The organism is Rhodoflexus sp. (genome assembly GCF_053489755.1).
In genome coordinates, this window is the sequence record NZ_JBRCHD010000009.1 from 15,511 (window position 1) to 36,786 (window position 21,276).

The window sequence follows — 21,276 nt, forward strand, 5'->3', positions numbered from 1 at the left end:
ATCTACAAACTGTCTTTACTGAAGCGAAACGGCAGCAGCACGTCTACGCCGTCTGCAACGCGGATCTCACCATCAATCCCCTCCATGATTATGCGGATAGGGCTTTGTTGTTTGTCCTCGTATTCGGCTATTACCTGCCTGCACGCGCCACAAGGGTTGGCTGCCGTGTAGTGCATTTCACCTTTCCGACGTGCAGTTACAGCGAGCATAAGCACCTGTAAATCAGGATTATTAGCACTTGCAGCGAACAAGGCGGTGCGCTCGGCACACAGTCCTGAGGGATAAGCAGCATTTTCCTGATTGTTTCCTTTGATTATGATGCCTTCCTTTGTGAGAAGTGCCGCACCTACGTAAAAATTAGAGTAGGGCGCATAAGCATTCTCTGCAGCCAGTCTGGCTTGCTCTAATAAATGACGCTCTGTCGCGGGCAGTTCATCTATGCTTTGGTATGCGGTCAGGCTAATATTTATTTGAATTTTTTGTGCCATATTTTTGAAAAAAGAGCACATAAATTAGTCGAAAAAGCAGAGAATATCAAAACTGCCATGCTTACTTGACCAGACTCTTAAATAAATTTACATAGCGCTCTTTTTGCGATGCCTGCGAGTAGCATTCCCATACTGTCTGCTTGCCAGCCTCGCCTATCTGCTTTCTAAGTTCCTCATTTTCAATTAGAAGCGAAAGTTTTTCAATCCATTCTTCGGTTGTTGCTGCCAGATAGCCGTTTTTACCATCTTGCACAATGTCTTTATTTATACCTACAGGCGATAATACCGCAGGAATAGCAAGGCTCATGTATGTTAATCCTTTGAAGCCGCATTTACCTCGCGTCCACTCTGTATCGGGCAGGGGCATGATACCAATGTCCAACTCGCCCAGCTCCTCCAACTCTGTGTCCGGATGCCAAGCAATACCCTGAATATCAAGGCTTTCATTCTTATAGCGGCTGTCGCCAATGAGTTTGAAGCGCACTTTATCGCCGTATTTTTTCTTGATAGCAAGTAAGGCGGGAATGCCGTACTCAAAATGCTCAATCGTGCTGAAGCTACCAGTCCAGCCGATAACAACTGCCTGATTATTTGTTTTATACATCAGTCGTGCTTGCGCAAAGCGCGGATTTTCGGGATAAAAAATAGTCGTATCTAAGGTTGTGGGGATAATTTCCACACGGTCGTTGAATTGGGCGGCATAGGTTGCTAGGTAACTATTGCCCACAATCACCAAATCGCTCAGGCGAATGATATAGTCAATTTTTTTTGCATTTTTTAACCATGCCAACATCCGATTACCCTCAGAGATCACGGGAAGCCATATAGCATCATCAAAATCCAGAATTATTTTTACACCAAACAGGCGAAAAAGTTTTTCAAACAGCGTTAATCGCGTAAAGTGCGCTTCTCGATACAAGAAAACAATATCGTATGATTTGATGTGTAGCAAGTTTTGCAGGCGAATCCTAAGACTTTGTAGCATGATACGCAGTTTGCCGATATAATTACCCGAAGCGTAGAAAACCAAATCGTCTTCAGCTGTAGGAATCAGCGGCGAAATCTCATAGCTAAAGCCCGCTGCTTCGAGCGCCGCTAAATACTGTTCGAAACGAAAACGCTGCCCGGGGGAACGTCCAAGGCGATGGTTTACTGCAAAAAGTATCTTAGGCTTTCGCATAGGCAGCATTAGCAGGCGCAAATTTAAAGCCCCTTACTACTTTTGGCTTCTTATTTTTTTCCAAAATAATCATCAGCGCAGCCACATAGAAGGGCATCATCGGAATTTTGTATCTCACAAGTGTACCGAAATTACCCGAAGTTACGCCCACTGCAAAAGCAAATCCAATGGAAAAAACAAGTGCAGCAAATACAAAATGCTCTGCAAAAACTGTCGTCAGTGTTTTTCTAATCCCGACCTTGTAAAGTACGCGCAGCGTGAGAAAGATAAAAACAGTAGCTTCTAAGGCAGCAATCAACTGCACGGGACTTTTCACTTCCCACAAAAACGGGCGAAACAGTGTAATAGTAATCCCTCGCGGCGCATAGCTCACCAAACTGCCCAGCGAGCCGTCAAATTCGGGTATCTCGTAGGCAGACCCCTGCCCCTCTGCTTGCTGATGCAAGTAGGTTGCAGTTACCTCAGCTTTATTGGCAATATTTTCGATGCTATATGCCGTATCGCTGGTCAGCTTGAGCACTGCAAAAAAACTGAGTGTACCCCCTATGACGACCAAAAAGGGAACAGAAAGCGCTTTGGCAAATCCGGAACGCATCCGATCGCGAAAGCGAAGAAAGAGCCACAGCATCAGCGCAGGAAGAAGGCAATAGATGATGTAGATCTTAATAGAAATGATCAGAAACAGTCCTAAGCCACCAATAAGCGCATTGCTTAGCAAATTTTCGCGACGAATGATGCCAAAGTAAAAACTATAGACGACTAATCCCATTGCGCCAAATGTTACACTGTCTTTCATAATGCCCGATCCCCAGAAAATCACAGATGGCATAAATAATATAGCCAATGCTAATGCACGATAGTAGGTAGGATAAATATGCACAACGGCCAGATAAAACGCCCAACTGCCCAGAAAACTAAATGTAGCAAAAATCAGAGCGCTTGCTGAATACACATTTCCTGTCAATAAATTAGCTACACTTACTAATCGCAACAAAAAATAGGTATCGTGATCCTTTCTATAGTAAAACATATTGACCGAAAGGTACGGAAAAGTCTCGGGGTCGTATTCCAGCGGGCCAAAAATCAATTTGAAAAATGCAGCAGGGTTTTCGTAAAAACTACGGCTTATATAGCGCGCTAATGTGTAATAAAGTTCTGTATCGCCGCCGCCATAGTAGAAGAAATAGATCAGCCCTAAGAAGATAGCGCCTACAAATTTCAGCAACAGGGCCGGCATAAAAAATTTACGCAGGTGTGGTGGTGACATCCGCTTGCGTAGCGAATACATAACTACCAAAATTACGATACCGTAAATAGGGGCTATAAGTAAGTCCTGAAAACCCATTAGCCTGCAATCATTTGTTCAAAATCTGCTTCAGAAATGATTTTAACTCCCAGCTTTTCAGCTTTTTCCAGTTTGGCAGGCCCCATCCCCTGACCTGCCAGCAGAAAATCCGTTTTAGATGAAACCGAGCCTATATTTTTGCCACCGTGTTGCGCAATGAGTTTCTTCAACTCTTCGCGCTCGTATTTTGCAAATACCCCCGAAATGACAAAAGTTTTACCGGCCAATTTATTGCTAAGAGTTTCGCGACTACCCGAAACCTCGAATTGTAGCCCGGCGGCCCGTAACCGCTGCACATACGCACGGTTATCAGCATCGGCAAACCATGCAATAATACTGTCTGCAATTTTTTCGCCAATTTCAGGTATGGTTGTCAGCGCCTCTCTATCTGCGGCAGCCAGCGCATCAATGTTTTTAAAGTAGTCTGCCAACTTTTCGGCAACAGTTTCTCCGACAAAACGAATACCCAGCGCAAATAATACGCGGTTGAATGGCTGATTTTTAGAGGCTTCTATACCTTTCAGAATATTCCGTGAAGATAACTCCTTAAAGCCCTCTAACTGTAAAATATCTTCTTGCTTGAGCAAATACAAATCGGCAGGTGTACGTATTATCCCACGTTCGAAGAAAAGATCTACTGTTTTACTGCCAATACTGTCTATATTCATGGCTTTTCTGCTAATAAAATGTTCTATTTTGCCTTTGAGTTGTGGCGGACAGCCCTTGTCGTTTGGACAGTAAAAAGCCGCTTCACGGGGATTCCTGACCAAACCTGTACCGCACTCTGGGCAGTTGGTAATAAAACGAATTTGCAAGGCATCAGCCTTGCGCTTTGTGATATCTACCCCTGTAATCTTGGGAATAATTTCTCCGCCTTTTTCTATAAAAACCGCATCGCCTTCGTGCAAATCTAATCGGGCAATCTCATTGGCATTGTGTAGGGAAGCCCGCTTGACAGTTGTTCCTGCCAACTTCACAGGCTGCAAGTTTGCGACAGGGGTAACAGCCCCGGTGCGCCCTACCTGATAACTAATAGACAACAACTGCGTTGTTGCACTTTCAGCCTTATACTTGTAGGAAATAGCCCAGCGCGGACTCTTGGCAGTAAAACCCAACTCTGCCCGCTGTGCATAGTTGTTAATTTTAATGACTACGCCGTCTGTATCAAGCGGCAAGTGTACACGCTTTTTTTCCCACTCTTTGATAAATGCAAAAACCTCTTCCATATTGCCGCATTTGCGATAATATGGCGAAACCTGAAAGCCGATTTTTTTGAGATAATCTAATGATTCCAAATGACTTGTAAAAGGGTTATCCTCGCATAGCAAGTCGTAAATGTAGGCATCAATTCGTCGCTTAGCAACAGCGGCAGAGTCTTGCATTTTCAGCGTACCCGATGCTGCATTTCGAGGATTTGCCAAATAATTCAACGCTTTCTTGCCTTCTTTTTCGCGTTTTTCGTTTTCTTCTGCAATTTCTTCGTTAAGGCTGTCAAAAACTTCGCGGCTCATAAAGCCCTCGCCGCGTATCTCGAACTCACGGGGCAGCAAATCTGCCTGTACGCGTAGGGGCAGCGACCGAATCGTTTTAATGTTTGCCGTGATATCATCGCCCTGTTCTCCATCGCCGCGGGTAAGCCCTTGCACAAATAAACCATCGCGATAAGTCATGCTTAGTGCTACGCCGTCCCATTTTAGCTCGCATACATATTCAAACGGCTGATTACCAAGCATTTTTCGGATACGCTGGTCAAAATCGAGTAGTTCGCCTTCGTTGTAGGTATTCCCCAACGAAAGCATCGGATATTTGTGCCTGACCTGTACGAATTCTTTTGTGATTGTTCCACCAACGCGCTGCGTAGGCGAATCGGGCAGGATCAATTCAGGAAACTGATGCTCTAAGGCAATCAGTTCGTTCATGAGCTGATCGAAAGCAAAATCGCTGATTTCCGATACACTGTCCTGATAGTAGCGATGATTGTAGTAATTGATCTGCTCAGATAGCTCTAAAATACGCTTTTTTGCCTGCTCTGTTGTCATGTTGGTTGCATATATTGTTTCCACAACTGCTTGCCGACTTCGACCATTGCTCTGAAATCATTCACAGGGTAAATTCGGGGGGGATAATGGCGTAAAAGAAATCTGCAAGCGGCTAAATACTCCTTCGATTGTACCAGTGCAAAAGTATAGTAAAATACATCTGCCTTACTGATGGTATATGCGGGTGCGTCAAAGTCCGGATGCCCAAAGAAAGCCTCTAATACAGCTATTTCTTTAAGACGTTGATCAAACCAGTACTCAATTACCGACATACTCTCTTTGTCTAAGGCAGCCTTTGCACCCATTCGTTCAAATTTTCGATGAATGTCTGCAAAAAGTCTTGCTATAGTGGCAAATTGCTTTGATAAATTATAGTCGGGCTTTTCTATTTTTTTGACTAATTGTATTGCATCTTTGCTTTCTGCCCACTGCACCCATCGGCGTAGTTCCTGCACTAATTCAGGATGCAAGCGACACTGTAATAAATCGTCTATATTGGTCAAACCCTGTGCTGCTTCTACAAGCCTTGCCTGCTCCTGTTCGTAGCGCTCTTCAAATTTGTAATGTGCCTTAAAATACTGTAAAGCCATATCTGTAACAGTTGCTTCCCAATCATACTCATGTAGATCAAAGCTCATAAGAAGCTGATCATCAGACTTTTGCAGCTTGTAATTACAATTCAGCACCTCAACAAGCGGCATACCTTCAAAAAAGGCCTGCTCGGAAGCAGCAAGCCATTCCCCTCCCGATGTAACAATTAAACTTTCAGTACTTGCATAAAAATGACAATAAAAGTTTCTGAAATCACCTTTATACGAACAAAATATGGCAATTTTACCACCTCGATTGATTCTGTAAACCTGTAAAGTCCTAAAACGCGCTGCAAGATAAATCCGCAGTGGTTGGAACTTTACGTGCGTCAATAGTCTATCATCGGCTATCAGAACGATTGATCCCTCCAGATGAATCAGCCGCTCTATAGACTGAAACCATGTTGCCAGAAAGTTACGTCCTGTGTAATGGTGTCCGGACAAGTGCTTTTTGCGCGGCAGTTCTGCAATAACCTGCGCATATTTTCGGGAAGCAATTTGCCGCACCAACTTCTCATTAGCTGCCATTGCGTGAAACAAATCGGGCTGCGTAAGTTCATATAGGAACAAAGGCGAAGCAGCCACATCTGCTAATCCAATATTTTTTATCTCTGATGCCGATAATTTACTTGCGACCTGTATATAATCAGCTACTGATGTGCATATAATATTTACCGACTTAGCATCTTTGATAGGCAGCGTATTGATAAGCAAAGCATCCGACTGTGTCTGGAATGGCAATGATAGGCGTTCTGCTTCACTCACAGCATCGCATGTGCCGCCTTGTGAAACCGATAATAGCCCGGCTGCATCTGCAAATAGGGGTGTTTGCTGTAGAGTATTTTTACCTGCTGACAGTGCTTCCTGCATGGTCTGCAAAATATCTCCTGCGATGCGATTGGTCAGCGAAGGGTGCAGACAAGCACGCAGCATTTCACGGAAAAACAGTAATTTTTCCCGTATATCTGCCTCGGCACTGCTCCAGTAGGCCGCATCTCTGAAATCAACTGCCTGCAACAATTTTATTTTGTATAAAAAATCCCTAAGGGCAAAAGCCCTCAGGGATGGGTTTTAACTCATGTTGATTAACACGCAAGATCAGACAAAGGCAGGAATTCCTGTAATTTCTTTGCCCAAAATGAGCAGGTGAATGTCGTGCGTGCCCTCGTAAGTAACAACAGATTCGAGATTCATCATATGACGCATGATGCTATACTCGCCAGTGATACCCATACCGCCTAAAATTTGGCGAGACTCGCGGGCAACCTCAAGCGCCATAGCTACGTTGTTGCGCTTAGCAAGCGAAATCTGTGCAGTAGTTGCTTTGCCTTCGTTCATCAAAACACCCAATCGCCATGCTACCAGCTGCGCTTTAGTGATTTCGGTTAGCATTTCAGCTAATTTTTTTTGTACCAACTGAAAAGATGCGATCGGCTTACCAAACTGGATGCGCTCCATTGCATAGCGACGCGCAGTATCGTAGCAGTCCATCGCAGCGCCGATAGCGCCCCATGCGATACCATAGCGAGCCGAATCTAAGCACATCATTGGCGCACCTAAACCACTCTTATTGGGCAGGAGGTTTTCTTTGGGAACTTTTACGTTGTCGAATACCAACTCACCGGTGATGCTGGCTCTGAGACTCCACTTTCCGTGTGTAACAGGCGTGCTAAAGCCTTCCATACCGCGCTCAACGATCAATCCGTGTATCCTGCCTGCCTCATTTTTAGCCCAAACAATGGCTATATCCGCCTCAGGCGCATTGCTGATCCACATTTTTGCGCCATTGAGCAGGTAATAGTCGCCCATGTCTTTAAAATTGGTCGTCATGCCCGAAGGATTAGATCCATGATCGGGTTCAGTCAATCCGAAGCAGCCGAGATATTCACCAGAAGCCAATTTAGGCAGATACTTCCTGCGCTGCTCTTCGGTGCCGAATTTATAGATTGGATACATGACGAGCGAACCTTGTACAGAAGCGGTAGAGCGCATACCGGAGTCGCCGCGCTCAATTTCCTGCATGATAATGCCGTAAGAGATATAGTCCAAGCCTCCGCCGCCGTACTCTACAGGGATCGTAGGGCCAAAAGCGCCAATCTCACCAAACTTAGGCACAATGAATGAAGGGAAAATATTTCGCTGAGCACAGTCCTCAATAATTGGACTGATTTCGCGCTTGACAAAATCGCGCACACTCTGGCGAATCATGCGCTGCTCAGGTGTCAGCAAATCATCTACGCCGTAAAAATCCGGATGTTCGAACAAGTCGGCGGCATTTTTGCGCTGAATTGTCTCTAATATGTTGTCTGCCAGAAGAGTTTCCATTGTTTGCCGGATATTTAAGATTGTTGTTTACTTTTATTGACAGTGTTTACTAAGGCCCTCAACTGGGAACGCAACTTTTCCAAACGCTCTTCGGCAGCATGAATTTTGAGTTGGAACTCGCTGCGCAGTTTGTCGGCTGTTTTGGAATTGGCAAAGAAGTCGAGGTTGTTTTTCCAAAGAGAAATGTCATTTTCCATAGCTGCAATTTTCTTGCGCAGCGTTTGCTCTTGCTTTGCAATAATTCTGCCTGCATCGGGGTTTCCTTCCAAAGATTGTATTTGCAACTGGAATCTGATTTTTTCGCGCTCCTCTTCAGACTTGTTTAAGTTTTTCAGGAAAGCAGAAATAGCGTTATCTAAGCGGTCAGCAATTTTTTCAATCTGGTTGCGCGGTACAAAACCAACTGCCAGAAAGGCCTTGTGCAGTTCTTCTAACTTGGCCAGATCTGTTTCTTTAGCTGCTGCCAGCGCTTCTATTTGTTCACAGATAGCGCGTTTTTTTGCCAGATTGTTGTCAAATTCTTTATCCTGTGCTTGAGATCGGTTTCGTTTACGTTCAAAGAAATAATCGCAGGCAGCTTTGAAGCGCTGATAAATTGCTTCGCGCTGCGACTCTGGCACCGCACCTACTTTTTTCCACTGTTCCTGTAGTTTTTTCAGGGCAGCTGTAGCACCATCCCAATCAGTACTTTCTTTCAGGGCTTCGGCTTGCAGGCAAAGTTCCACTTTTTGGCTCAGGTTATCTTGGCGAGACTTTTCTAACTGATCAAAGAAGCGACCTTTAGCAGCAAAAAACTGCTTGAAGTTGCTCCAGAACTGCTTGTTGATATCTTTGGCGACTTCCTTAGGGGCTGGACCGATTTTCTCCCACTCGGCTTGAATTGCCATGATCTCTTTGGTCTTGGCGTTCCACTCTGTGATTCGGTCGGAATTGAACTCTGCGTAGGGTTCTATTTTTACGCACAGTTCCCGCTTTGCCTTCATGTTCTCTTCGAGAATGCGGCGCATTTCATCGGCAAACTTGCGCTTGCGCTCGTATATTACATCTGCAGCTGCTTTGAAACGCTGCCATATAGCCTCCTGCTGGTCTTTTGGCACAGGACCTACCGACTTATATTCTTCTTTGAGTTTGTTCAGTGCAGAAATTGCTGCATTGATATTTTCACTTGTAGCAAGCGCCTCTGCTCTTTCGCAGATCTCTTGCTTGGCTGCCAAATTTTTGCGACGATCCAACTCGATGAGTTCAATCTCGATGCTTTTCTGGCTGTAGAAGCGATCCAACAAAGCATCATATGTACTATACAATACGTCTGCCTGCTGGGGTGGTACGGGGCCAATCTCTTTCCATTTTTGCTGCAACTCTTTCAATTTTTCAAAACTGCCTTTTCCTGTGTCCCCACCTTCTACCAGTGTTTTGATTTCCTGCAAGATTGCCTGTTTATCGTCGTAATTTTTCTGACGACGTTTCTCCAACTCGTTGTAATATTTTGCCTTTCTGTCTTTGAGCGCTTTATAATTGGCATAAAACTTTTCAATTTGCGCATCAGACTTATACTCAAAGGCATCTTTTTCGCCACCGGCTGCCAAAAACTTCTGCAAGGCTTCTTCCCGTTCTTCCTTGTTGATGCGATCTACCTCTGCCTTCATCAAGCGCAGTAGCTCATCAACTTTTTTGAAGTTACTCTCGGCAAAGAGTTTGGCAGAGGCTTCTACAAGTTGCTCTTTGGTGTATTGAGAAAAATCTTGCTCGCCAATGATATCCAAATCATGGTCATCATCTTCAGCGATGTGCTCATCATGCGTGGTTGTTTCATCGGCTGGCAAATGGTTCTCTTCCGAAGAAGATACGGGGACTAACGATTCTTGATTAAGCTCAGAGGCTTCGTTGCGATTTTCAGTTGGATCAATCATGCTTCAAATTACAGAGACTGCATACCTTGCAAAGGTAGCAATTTCGCGTTAATTCAAACGCGGGTCTTCGGGAAAATTTGAATAGGCCTTGTATTTTCCCCCCATGTTTTTAAGTATGCTTTGCCACATCCGATCTGTGGGCCAGTCAAATAGCGCCCCGATAGACTCGCGGTAGATAATCCATGAGTTCTGGTTAATTTCCCCATCTAACTGACGAGCTGCCCAACCACTATAGCCTACAAAAAATCTGCAATTCGATGGATTTAGTTGGCGTAAATTACTGTAATGACTCAATTGCTCGATGTCTCCGCCCCAGTAAATACCGTCTTTGACAGGTATGCAGCCTTTAAGATCAGGAAAAGTATGGATGAAATGTAAGGTATTTTGCTCTACAGGCCCGCCGATGTATATTTTTTGATCAATATCAAACATATCAGTAGCTTCGCTTACAGCAAGTGAAGTAGGTTTGTTCAATATCAAACCAAATGAGCCGTTTTCTTCGTTGTGCTCGCAAAGCAGGATTACTGTTCGCTCGAAATTGCCATCAGGCAAAAACGGTTCAGCGATCAGAATATTTCCCTTTGCAACGGTATTATCTGCATTCAGTTTGTCGTTAAAAATCATTAGCAACCTCCGAAGTACTTTGACCCGTAAACTAATGAATTGATTTTGAAAAAAACAAAAACTTTCCTGCCACAAAGCAGTAGGAAAGTTTGCAGTATTCTACCCAAAAACTAAGGTTGGCTGAAAATATTCTTAACGGTTGATTGTCTCTATGTCGGTTATGCTGCTCAGGTCAAGTACGCTCAGCTCGGAAAGTTTGAATGGGTCGTGGTAGTCGTACTGAGTGATTTTATTGCCTCCAACCATCATCAGAATCTTCCGATCGGTGTCTGGAATAACATCATAGGTCTGAATATTGCGGAAGTGTGCTACCTGCTGTAAACTGCGTGGATTGCTTGCGTCGAAGGCTTTCAGCCCGTCGCGGCCGTCGCAAACGAACAGCAGCCCGTTGTCTATGCCCAGCCCGTGAGGATTGGTCATAGCATAGGTGCGCACCTTTTGCGGACGCGAAGGATTGCTAATGTCAATTACGTCTAACTGATTGACGTTACCGCCGCAGTCCGTTCCATTGCGCAGGGTTACATAGGCAAAGTTGCCTTCCACTACCACCGGATCGCAGCTTCGCACATGGCGATAAGTTCCTTCCAATTGCGGGCGGGTGCGCTCTGTCGCATTGAAAATATACATGCCCGTTTGTGAACCTACAAACAAACGGTTCTCGTAGCCAAACAGCGTTTCAATATCGCTATTAACGGGTATTTTCTGACCGAGCAGTTCGGGGGCAGCTGTATTTTTGATAGAGAATACCAGCAGATTGCGCGAATCAATAGCATACAGAAAGTTATCCATCAGTACGAAGCAGGCCATCGAACCACCTTTGCCACCGCCGGCAGGACGATTGGCAGGCGCTTTGGCAGTTGGAGCAGCGCTCATCATCAGGGGATTGCTGCTCATACCAAAGGTGGTACCCATCATGCCGCCGATAGTACTGCCCATCAGCCCAAAGCCACTGAAACTGAAAGCATTGCGGATGATGCTTTGCAGGTCGTTCCCCGTGCGCCATGCAATTGTATTGTTGTTATCCCATGCTGAAGGGCGCGGACGATGCGTAAATACGGCGGGTATGCGTCGTGTTTCTTTGATCGCGTTCAAATCGGAAATGTCTAATGCAACCAGATCCTGATGCGCGTTGGCATACATGATATTGCCTCGAATGGCCATATCCACATTGCCGGGAATTTGTATAAATCCAACTTTGCGCGGAGCTTTGGGGTCAAAGTTATTGATGACAAGTACGCCCTCGTTAATGATATTGACATACAAAAATCCATCGTCGTACCAGATTTTTCCTGCCTGTGAAAGGCTGCTTTGTGCAAAAATCGCAGGCGACTGAATCGCTACCGCCAGCATGACGATGAGTGCTGTTGCATATCTGATCATAGTTTTCATGGCTTTTCTTAGGTTTGTTTGCTTGTATAGAGGAGCTTTTTCGGGAAAGGTTGCCGCGCGAAAGAAAAAAATTTGTGCGGATGGTATAACTTTCCATGTTGACAAAACATAAGTTCAAGTTCATGCAAACAACTACTATCGGACATGTTGCGCGGCTGTTGGCAACACTTGCGCCTACTGCCTTGCAAGAATCTTACGACAATGCCGGGCTGATTGTTGGCAGCGAGCAGGACGCGCTCAGAGGCGTTCTCATCAGTCTGGACGCCACTGAGGAGATTGTGGAGGAAGCTATCCAAAACAATTGTAACCTGATTGTAGCCCATCATCCGATCATATTTTCAGGGTTGAAAAAAATCAACGGGCGCAGCTACGTCGAACGCACCATTATCAAAGCTATCAAAAGCGATGTTGCCATTTATGCCATCCATACCAATTTGGATAATGTGCGGCAAGGTGTTAACCAGCAGATAGCCAATAAAATAGGCTTGAAAAATCAGCAAATACTGGCACCTAAGCGTGGCAATCTTCAAAAATTATCGGTTTTCGTACCATTGTCGCATACAGACGCGGTGCGCGATGCGATAGCTGCGGCAGGCGCAGGGCAAATCGGTAACTACAGCCACTGCACCTTCACGCTGCGCGGCGAGGGCACCTTCAAACCCAATGACAAAGCCAATCCTTTCATCGGACAAGCCAACCAGTTGGAACGCGTCGCCGAAGACCGCTTGGAAGCCATCTTCCCAACGCATCTGCAAGGCAAAATCATTGCAGCCATGCGGGCGGCACATCCTTACGAAGAAGTTGCCTTTGACATCTATAATTTAGCCAACGAAAATCCGGAAACAGGTGCGGGAATCATTGGCGAACTTCCTGAGGCAATGGCGGCAACAGCGTTTTTGACGCTGTTAAAAAACACATTCCACACGCCCTGTATTCGCCATACGCGGCTATTGGACAAGCCTGTGCGCCGCATAGCGGCTTGTGGCGGTTCGGGCAGCTTCCTACTCGACCATGCGATAGGTGCAGGCGCTGATTTTTTTGTTACCGCAGATTACAAATACCATCAGTTTTTTGATGCGGACAATAAAATTGTAATTGCAGACATTGGACACTACGAAAGCGAAATTTGTACGACAGAGCTACTGTACGATTATCTGCGCCCGCAACTGCCGCAAGCGCTTCCATTGCTGATTACAAAGCAAAGCACTAATCCTGTTTTTTATTTTGTATAAGGCGAACAAATTGACGGGCAGGCAGTTAAAATAAAAACCCCGATAACTCGTATCGGGGCTTTGGCGCAAAAAATGCTTCACGTTAAAAATCGTTTCCAGCGCCACTTGGATTTTTCTGTGTATGCTATCCCTCTTTTTGACTACAAAGCTATGATGTGCTTTATTCAGGAATGATGACTTGTATCATCATTATGATGTATTTTAGGAAAATTTTTTAGAAACCCAAAAGCTATGACTCAGCCCCTATTGGTTCGCAATCCCAGAAATGGGCAATACGACTATCAGATCTTTCCACCTGATAAAGAACAACTTGCTGCTATTTGCCAAAAGATGCGCGACGCACAATCGCGGTGGCAGGCAATAGGAGTAGCGGGAAGAGTAGCCGCAATGCAGCAATGGAAAGCCGCGTCGCAAGCTATGCTGCCCCAACTAATAGATGCACTTGCCGCCGATACAGGGCGCAAGTCTGAGTCGGTGTTGGAAGCACAACTGATTGCTTCATCTATTGACCGATGGTGCGACATTGCCACTGATTTTTTAAGCCAAAAAGTTGAGAAACAGAGTAGTATGCCCTTCATCGGAATTGAACAGGATCTGGAACCCTACCAGTTGGTGGGTGTCATCAGCCCTTGGAACTTTCCATTGCTGCTTTCGCTGATAGACACTATTCCCGCGTTATTGGCAGGCTGTGCAGTCATCGTTAAGCCCAGCGAGGTAACGCCGCGATTTATCAAGCCGATGATGGCATCTATCGCACAAGTTCCTCAACTTGCCGATGTGCTGTTATACATTGAGGGCGCAGGAGCAACAGGCGCACAGTTAGTCGAACTCACTGACATTATATGCTTTACGGGAAGCGTTGCCACCGGGCTGAAGGTGTACGAATCAGCAGCCCGCCACTTCAAACCTGTATTTTTGGAGCTGGGCGGCAAAGATCCTGCAATTGTTACAGCAACCGCCGATCTGGATCAGGCTACTTCTTCACTGCTCTGGGGGTCGGTGGTCAATGCGGGGCAATCCTGCCTATCCATCGAGCGCATCTATGTGGAAGACAGTGTGTTTGATCGCTTTGTAGAGCTTTTGGTGCAGAAAACTAAGCAGTTGCGGTTTGCTTATCCCGATTACGAAAGTGGGCAAATTGGTCCGATTATCTCCGACAAGCAAGTTGAGATTATCAACGAACACCTACGCGATGCAAAGGAAAAAGGGGCAAACATCCTGACCGGTGCCGGTCATGTAGAAAATATCGGAGGTGGTAGTTGGTGTTTCCCCACCGTTTTGACGAATGTTACAGCCGATATGAAAGTGATGAGCGAAGAAACCTTTGGCCCGCTGATGCCTGTTATGCCTTTTCACGGCATTGAAGATGCTATCGCCAAAGCCAATAGCACAGTTTTCGGCTTGAGCGGTGCAGTCTTTGCAGGCACCAACGAGGAGGCAATAGCCATCGGCAGACGTATTAAGGGCGGGGCTATTAGCATCAACGACTCAGCGCTCACTGCAGTTGTACACGAAGGCGAAAAAAACTCTTTCAAAATGTCAGGAATTGGCGGTACGCGCATGGGCCCTTCGGCAATCAAGCGTTTCATGCGCCAAAAAGTATTCTTAATCAAACAGCAGCCTGTCCCCTCGCCGTGGTGGTTCGATCAGGCACAGTAGGCGATCTCAATTTTTTTCCGTAACTTCGCGCCCGCTTTGTGATAGGTGAAGCCCTGCCAACGCGCGTGATTCATCTCAAAAATTCAGATAGCACACGGATACAGGCAGATAACACAGAATAACGCGGTTTTCTTGATTGTTTTCCAATCAGAAAAGAAACATCATGTAAAAATTCGCGACAATCTGCTTATGCGGGCATAATTTTAAATCATAAGAATCATGGCAAATATCGTCGCCATTACAGGCAGACCAAATGTAGGCAAATCTACCCTTTTCAACCGGCTGATTGAGTCCAGAAAGGCCATTATGGACAACGAAAGCGGCGTGACCCGCGATCGCCACTACGGGCAAGCACAATGGGGCAATAAATTTTTTACAGTTGTAGATACGGGCGGCTATGTACATGGCTCGGACGATATTTTTGAGGGTGCCATCCGCGAACAGGTAGAAATTGCCATCCAAGAGGCATCCGTGATCATCTTCGTGGTTGATTTAGATGCAGGCGTTACAGATCTGGATAAAGATTTCGCCAATGTTATTCGCCGCACCGACAAGCCTGTGTACGTAGTGGTCAATAAAGCGGATACTCCCCTGAAAATGAACTACATAGGTGAGTTTTATGCACTTGGTTTCGACAATGTCTATCCTATCTCGGCAATCAACGGCTCGGGAACAGGCGATCTGTTAGATGCAGTTACTTCGCACTTCGTCGAAGAACAAGAAGAAGACCCCAATGCCGGTTTGCCGCGCTTTGCTATTTTGGGTCGTCCAAATGTGGGTAAATCCTCATTCCTAAATGCGCTATTGGGGCAGCAGCGCAGCATTGTTACCGATCTGGCAGGTACTACTCGCGACAGCATTGATACCCGCTACCAACTTTTTGGGCAGGACTTTGTTATTACGGATACAGCCGGCCTGCGCCGCAAATCAAAGATCAAAGACAATATCGAGTTTTACTCAACGCTGCGTTCTATTCGCTCACTGGAAGACTCGGACGTATGTATCGTTATTGTAGATGCTACCCGCGGCTTGGAATCGCAGGATGTCAGCATCATATCGCTGGCTCATCGCTACAACAAAGGCATCGTACTAATGGTAAATAAATGGGACATGGTAGAAAAAGACAGTAAAACTGCCAAACAGATCGAAGATAATATTCGCAAGCGACTTGCCCCTATTGACTATATGCCAATTCTGTTTACCTCTGTCATCAACAAGCAGCGAATATTCCAGACAATGGAGAAAGCAGTAAAGGTCTATCACAACAAGTTCAAGAAGATTGCCACCTCGCAGCTTAATGATGTGATGCTCAAAGAAATAGAGAACTATCCGCCGCCGGCTGTCAAAGGCAAATTCATCAAGATCAAATACATTACGCAGTTTCCAGCCAAGTGCCCTACTTTTGCGTTCTATTGTAACCTTCCACAATACATTCAGGAGTCGTATCAGCGATATTTGGAGAATAAAATGCGGCAACATTTCGACCTAGAAGGTGTGCCTATCCGCCTGTTTTTCAGGCAAAAATAGTTGCAAATCTCAAAAAATTCCTTATCTTCGTGTGGCATTTTTCAATCTGCTGACAAATTACATAATTAGGAAAAATGATGAAAAAGCTACTTCTACTCATTTGCATTGGAGCAATGCTCATTTTTGTGGCATGTTACCGCCAAGGTACACAGCAAAAAGCCAACGTTGAAAGAATCAACCCCACGAGGTAAGCGGAGTTGTGTCTCAGGAAATTTTATCTGTCAGCCATCTCAAGTGAGATGGCTTTTTGTTTGGATGCGAGTTTTTAAGATTTTCCGATCATAACATTTTGTATAATTTAGCCTACCTAACTTACTTACCCTATGCAAACGAACAATCATGCCATTGCAGCTTTGCGCCAGTCGGCACTTTTTAAGCACCTGCCCAAGGACATTCTGCAAACGGTAGCGGCTAGAACCAAGCTAAGACAATTTTTCCCCGATGAAACCATTGTTTGGCAGGGCGATCCGAGCGATAGCCTATATGTAGTTACCAACGGCATTGTAGCCATCCAGCGCATGGGGGCAAACCATCAGGCACAAACGCTGGCTTATCTGATGCCCGGCAACACCTTTGGCGAGGTAGGGATTTTAGAAAATCAGCCGCGTTCGGCAACAGTTCGCGCCATTACTGACGTAGATGTCCGCGTGATCAAACGCGACCATTTTATGGAAATACTGCACCAGTATCCAATCGTTGCCATTGAACTGGCTAAAATGCTTGGACGCTACCTGATAGATGCCAACCGCCGCATGGCACGTTCAGCAAAGGCACGTATGATACTGATTATCAATATCTTTGAAGGACAGGGTGCAACCAGTATCGGCGTAATGCTTGCCAACGCATTGGCAGAGAAAACCAATGCCCGCACCGTTTATACCGAATACCCTATTCCACAGAAACTCATCGCAGATCTAGGGCTTGAGAAACGCACCAAATTGTACAAAAACAAACAGGGCTGCGACTTCCTGATCTCTATGGACGACCCCTCGCTGCCCGACATTGTCAAAACTACTTTCATGCTCGACAACATTATTACCGAATACGAAAATGTAGTTATTACACTGAACGAGTCGTTAGACGAAGATGCAGACGGCAATCTGGATCAGGACATTGTCATGCTGCTTGATTATGTGAAGCAAATTATCCTACTTACGCCACCTGATAAGGTCAAAGATCCGCTACTGACCAAAGTACAGCAAATGCTGCGCAAACACATCCGCCGCGACGAGGTACAAGTATTTACGCTGGTCAATAGCACCAACGAAGAGTTGCAGCACTACCCCGCTGATGCAGGCATTGACTTTTACATTCCTTTTATTCCAGACTTTCCATCGCTAAAAGAAGGGCTACACAAAAAATTGCCTGTGCCGGTTGTCCTACACAATGTTTTTGAAATGCTGATTGACCGATTAGAACGCAATAACAATATTGGCATATTCATTCCCACAACAATAGATGTAAATAAGGCAATAGATGCTCGGCCGTATGTAGAGCGTACGCTCAATTTTCTTGCCGAGCGCTTTGGCGGCGCAACCAGCAAACAGGCAGACGGAGTCTGGAATAGCGAACAGGCGGGGCTTGTCGGAGAAACAGTTTACGTAGTCTATACCTACGTTACGCACCACGACATGAATCGCCATCTGGACGAAGTAATCGAATACGTAAAATCCCTCAAAAAGGAACTGCGCCAAGAAGCAATGGCGATGGAAATTAACAAGAAGCTAACGCTGATCTAACGCCGCTTCAAAAATCCTTTTTTATAGTAATGTAGCCGGGATAGGGTATTATCAATCCTGCAATATTCATGTAGGGTCTTACCTTGAATGCAAGTCGGGTACTGTTGTTGCCACTAACGGCTGTGTCGAAGGCAAAGCCCAGCAGCGCGTCGCGTCCCTGATCGGCAAATACCCGCCGCAAGTCCAAATTGACCGATACGGGCACAGTTGCCAGTCCGCCGTTGGGGGCTACTTGAACCCGATTGTTCACTGCCCCATTCAGAACCTCCCTGCCATCAATAGCCAAAATCCAGTCCATCTGTGTCAGCGAGGCAGGCTCCGGGTTCGGATTCCTCACCTCTACGTTTGCTATAAAGCTGAAGATAAAAGGATTGTTCCCGCTCAATGCCGAAGTCAGCCGTGCGGCATCTGCCAAGCCAAAATCTGTAATACTGCGCTTGCCGGAGAAATCAATTCCGGCAGCAGTAAACTGGTTCAAATCTTGCAGACGAAAGGCGCACTGTGCAAAATTGCGCATCTGGCGGATAGACTGACAGGCCAAAAAACCGCCTAATAATATCGTCAGCAACAGAGATATGCCGATATATTTTACCATTATGATTCTTTGCATAAACTCACAGGTTCATTAAACTTTCGCGGCGGCGCATCTTGCCTGCCGGAATGCCAAACATCATCTTGAACCGGCGGCAGAAATACGCTGTGTCTTTATAGCCCACCTCGTTGCCAATCGCGCGGATGCTCTTTTTGGTGGTTCGCAACAGATTAACTGCCATCTCCATGCGCTGGTACTCGATATAATCCTGTGGATTAATGCCGGTAAGCATCTTAAAGTATTGACCTACATAGTCTTCGGACACGTTAGCAACCCGGGCTAAGACGCGGTTAGACAAATCGCCGTTAAGATTATTTTTAATAAAGGTAAAAATATCTATCAATCGCGGGTCGCGGAAATAGGTATTGTTAGTCGCCAGCTTTTCGATGAACTGATGACTTGCTAGGATATGTCGGATAATTTCCACTACGAGCAGATCGGTTTGCAACTGGATTACTCGCTCCCTGCCGGCAATATTAGACTCGCTTTCCCGCATAATCTCTTTTGTAATTTGTAGCAAACGCGAGTTGCCTCTGATGACAAAAGGAGGAATGTCTAATGAGGTAAAAAAACTGACAGAGTCAAAAACTTTTACTTCAAAGTTGATGTGAAAGTAGTTTTGAAATTTATTGCCGTTTTTTAGCTCTTCTTTAGGTACATGCTTGCGAAAATAATGTTCGCGATTGTTAATAAACTCTTCGTTGCCAATCTGTATAGCACGCTCGCGTATACCAAACGTTAAATGACAAGGCCGTCCGGCAGGAATGAACAGCATATCGCCCGTGTGAATCGTTTCAGCTGTTGTTTCAAGCGTTACAGTTGAATCATCTCCAACTACAATTAATGTATTTTCAACGTCGTAAGCATTATTAACCGTAACGGGGTGTAAAATATCTAAGTGCCTACAGCGAATGAAGCGAACACTCAGCGATTCAATGATCCTATTAAAATCTTCCATAGTGGGTAAATCCAAAACGAGTTTGCACACAATAATTAGACAAATCTAATGTGAAAATGCACAAACGCCAATAGATGACAAATGATTAATTGGAATATTTATCTAACTTGTCCGATTACAATTTCGTCGGTTTGTACAATATTACTCAGGTGCTTTTGTCTGTCGGCTATCTGAATTTCAAAACGCACGGTATCGCCGCGCCTGATACGTGGGTTGTAGGCTTCTGAAAATGCATAGAAAAAATTGAAACTGTAGCGCAGTGTGCCTTCAATGGCTGTTCGCGTATTCAAATTATTAAGGCGCGGGAAACGGGCGTTTAGTGTTACGTTGGGATCAGTAAATACAACGGGAATAAAGCGCCCCTGCTCTTTTTTAGCAATTGTGATAAAATAATTATAAAAAAAGCGGTTTGGTGTCCCATCTGGATTAGTGATGTTGAACGGCGGATCAATATCCTGATCTCCAAGACCTAAGTCTCCATCGCCGTCTTTGTAGGTGATAATAATTGCGATAGAATCTGTCTGCGGAAATCTAGCAGGATTAACCGTAATTTCTTTAAATCCGATCTCGGGTACAATAGAATAATCAGGCTCTCTAAAGCAAGATGTCAGCATCAGTGCCAAAAGACAAATATAGGCACAGAGAATGGTTCTTAGCAGCATGGAGTATTTTTGGGTTTAATAGCTCGTTTACTATGCAATTTACGCAAAGATTTAAAACAAGGCTGCAACATATCAGTACAAATGATTTTGAAACAGCAGCTATGGAGGCATTTCACTATCAGGCAACACACTGCCGCACCTATGCCGAGTACCTTGCTGCACTTCGGATAAAACCTGCTAATATTCAAACTATCAGTCAGATACCTTTCATGCCAATCAGTTTTTTCAAATACCATCTCATTAGCAGCAGTGGACAGGCGGCTGAGGTAATTTTTGAAAGCAGCGGGACAACAGGCAGCATCAACAGTCGCCACTATGTAGCAGACAAGGCTTTCTATAGTGCCAATGCCCGCCGCATTTTTGAATATTTCTACGGAAGCCTTAGCAATTATCACTTGTTTGCGCTGTTGCCTTCTTATTTGGAAAAAGGCAATTCGTCGCTGGTATTTATGGCAGAAGACTTCATGCAACAAACGGCACAACCTTCGGGCTTCTTCCTGCACAACTTCGAGAAACTGGCAGCAATGATCCGGCAGACTTACGGCAGCGGCAAGAAAATCATTCTGCTCGGCGTAACCTATGCGCTGCTCGATTTTGCCGAACAGTTTCCCATGCAACTCCCCGAACTGATCGTGATGGAAACGGGCGGAATGAAAGGTCGCCGCCGCGAGATGGTTCGCCAAGAGGTACACGAGGTATTGCAACGTGCATTCGGTTGCCGCATTCACTCAGAGTACGGGATGACGGAGCTGCTTTCGCAATGCTACGCCATCAATTCGGATGTTTTCCAAACACCACCGCAAGTGCGCGTACTGCTCCGCGACCTGAACGATCCTTTCTCGCCTGCCGAGCGCGAAACAGGAGGCATTAATATTATTGATCTGGCAAACATAGACTCCTGTTGCTTTGTAGAAACGCAAGATATAGGTCAGAAAGTCTCAGATACAACATTTCGCGTGCTGGGGCGTTATGATAACAGCGATATTCGCGGCTGCAACTTGCTTTTACATTAAGATT

The 21,276-nt window shown here is 45.4% G+C and carries 17 protein-coding genes; 5 read left to right on the plus strand and 12 right to left on the minus strand.

The window, feature by feature from the left end; all coding sequences use genetic code 11:
• Window positions 1-2: 2 nt before the first annotated feature.
• From ACWIP2_RS01305 to ACWIP2_RS01345, 9 genes are all read right to left on the minus strand, one after another.
• Window positions 3-488 (minus strand): cytidine deaminase, encoded by a 486-nt coding sequence (locus tag ACWIP2_RS01305; RefSeq protein WP_448518083.1) that lies wholly within the window; start codon window positions 486-488, stop codon window positions 3-5.
• Between the two features lie 61 nt (window positions 489-549).
• Entirely contained in the window at window positions 550-1,668 is a 1,119-nt protein-coding gene (locus ACWIP2_RS01310; RefSeq protein WP_448518084.1) for a glycosyltransferase family 4 protein, read from the minus strand.
• Entirely contained in the window at window positions 1,655-2,905 is a 1,251-nt protein-coding gene (locus ACWIP2_RS01315; RefSeq protein ID WP_448518085.1) for a hypothetical protein, read from the minus strand. Before ACWIP2_RS01315 ends, ACWIP2_RS01310 begins: the two co-directional genes overlap by 14 nt.
• Before the next feature lie 107 nt (window positions 2,906-3,012).
• Window positions 3,013-5,052, minus strand: coding sequence for an NAD-dependent DNA ligase LigA (gene ligA, locus ACWIP2_RS01320; RefSeq protein WP_448518184.1), 2,040 nt, complete (start codon window positions 5,050-5,052; stop codon window positions 3,013-3,015).
• Window positions 5,049-6,662, minus strand: coding sequence for a hypothetical protein (locus ACWIP2_RS01325; protein WP_448518086.1), 1,614 nt, complete (start codon window positions 6,660-6,662; stop codon window positions 5,049-5,051). The genes ligA and ACWIP2_RS01325 overlap by 4 nt, the downstream gene beginning before the upstream one ends.
• A gap of 78 nt (window positions 6,663-6,740) precedes the next feature.
• Entirely contained in the window at window positions 6,741-7,967 is a 1,227-nt protein-coding gene (locus ACWIP2_RS01330) for an acyl-CoA dehydrogenase family protein (RefSeq protein ID WP_448518087.1), read from the minus strand.
• A gap of 14 nt (window positions 7,968-7,981) precedes the next feature.
• Window positions 7,982-9,877, minus strand: coding sequence for a DUF349 domain-containing protein (locus tag ACWIP2_RS01335; RefSeq protein ID WP_448518088.1), 1,896 nt, complete (start codon window positions 9,875-9,877; stop codon window positions 7,982-7,984).
• Between the two features lie 48 nt (window positions 9,878-9,925).
• A complete protein-coding gene (locus tag ACWIP2_RS01340; protein ID WP_448518089.1) occupies window positions 9,926-10,501 on the minus strand; it encodes a YqgE/AlgH family protein in 576 nt (191 codons plus the stop codon).
• Window positions 10,502-10,633: 132 nt separating this feature from the next.
• A complete protein-coding gene (locus ACWIP2_RS01345; RefSeq protein WP_448518090.1) occupies window positions 10,634-11,890 on the minus strand; it encodes an LVIVD repeat-containing protein in 1,257 nt (418 codons plus the stop codon).
• A gap of 122 nt (window positions 11,891-12,012) precedes the next feature.
• Here ACWIP2_RS01345 and ACWIP2_RS01350 point away from each other — a divergent pair, with 122 nt between their 5' ends.
• From ACWIP2_RS01350 to ACWIP2_RS01365, 4 genes are all read left to right on the plus strand, one after another.
• Window positions 12,013-13,122: a Nif3-like dinuclear metal center hexameric protein gene (locus ACWIP2_RS01350; RefSeq protein WP_448518091.1), complete on the plus strand. Its 1,110-nt coding sequence runs from the start codon at window positions 12,013-12,015 to the stop codon at window positions 13,120-13,122.
• A 231-nt stretch (window positions 13,123-13,353) separates the two neighbouring features.
• A complete protein-coding gene (locus ACWIP2_RS01355) occupies window positions 13,354-14,781 on the plus strand; it encodes an aldehyde dehydrogenase family protein (RefSeq protein ID WP_448518092.1) in 1,428 nt (475 codons plus the stop codon).
• Window positions 14,782-15,000: 219 nt separating this feature from the next.
• The gene (gene der, locus ACWIP2_RS01360; RefSeq protein WP_448518093.1) at window positions 15,001-16,308 is read left to right on the plus strand and encodes a ribosome biogenesis GTPase Der; all 1,308 of its coding nucleotides are present in this window, start codon (window positions 15,001-15,003) and stop codon (window positions 16,306-16,308) included.
• A gap of 323 nt (window positions 16,309-16,631) precedes the next feature.
• Window positions 16,632-18,047, plus strand: coding sequence for a cyclic nucleotide-binding domain-containing protein (locus ACWIP2_RS01365; protein WP_448518094.1), 1,416 nt, complete (start codon window positions 16,632-16,634; stop codon window positions 18,045-18,047).
• A 7-nt stretch (window positions 18,048-18,054) separates the two neighbouring features.
• Here the strand turns inward: ACWIP2_RS01365 and ACWIP2_RS01370 are convergent, their stop codons facing one another.
• From ACWIP2_RS01370 to ACWIP2_RS01380, 3 genes are all read right to left on the minus strand, one after another.
• Entirely contained in the window at window positions 18,055-18,657 is a 603-nt protein-coding gene (locus ACWIP2_RS01370; RefSeq protein WP_448518095.1) for a hypothetical protein, read from the minus strand.
• Between the two features lie 4 nt (window positions 18,658-18,661).
• Entirely contained in the window at window positions 18,662-19,597 is a 936-nt protein-coding gene (locus ACWIP2_RS01375; protein WP_448518096.1) for a helix-turn-helix domain-containing protein, read from the minus strand.
• A gap of 98 nt (window positions 19,598-19,695) precedes the next feature.
• The gene (locus ACWIP2_RS01380) at window positions 19,696-20,259 is read right to left on the minus strand and encodes a hypothetical protein (RefSeq protein WP_448518097.1); all 564 of its coding nucleotides are present in this window, start codon (window positions 20,257-20,259) and stop codon (window positions 19,696-19,698) included.
• A 32-nt stretch (window positions 20,260-20,291) separates the two neighbouring features.
• Between ACWIP2_RS01380 and ACWIP2_RS01385 the strand changes: the two genes are divergently transcribed.
• Window positions 20,292-21,272 (plus strand): acyl transferase, encoded by a 981-nt coding sequence (locus ACWIP2_RS01385; RefSeq protein ID WP_448518098.1) that lies wholly within the window; start codon window positions 20,292-20,294, stop codon window positions 21,270-21,272.
• Window positions 21,273-21,276: the final 4 nt, after the last annotated feature.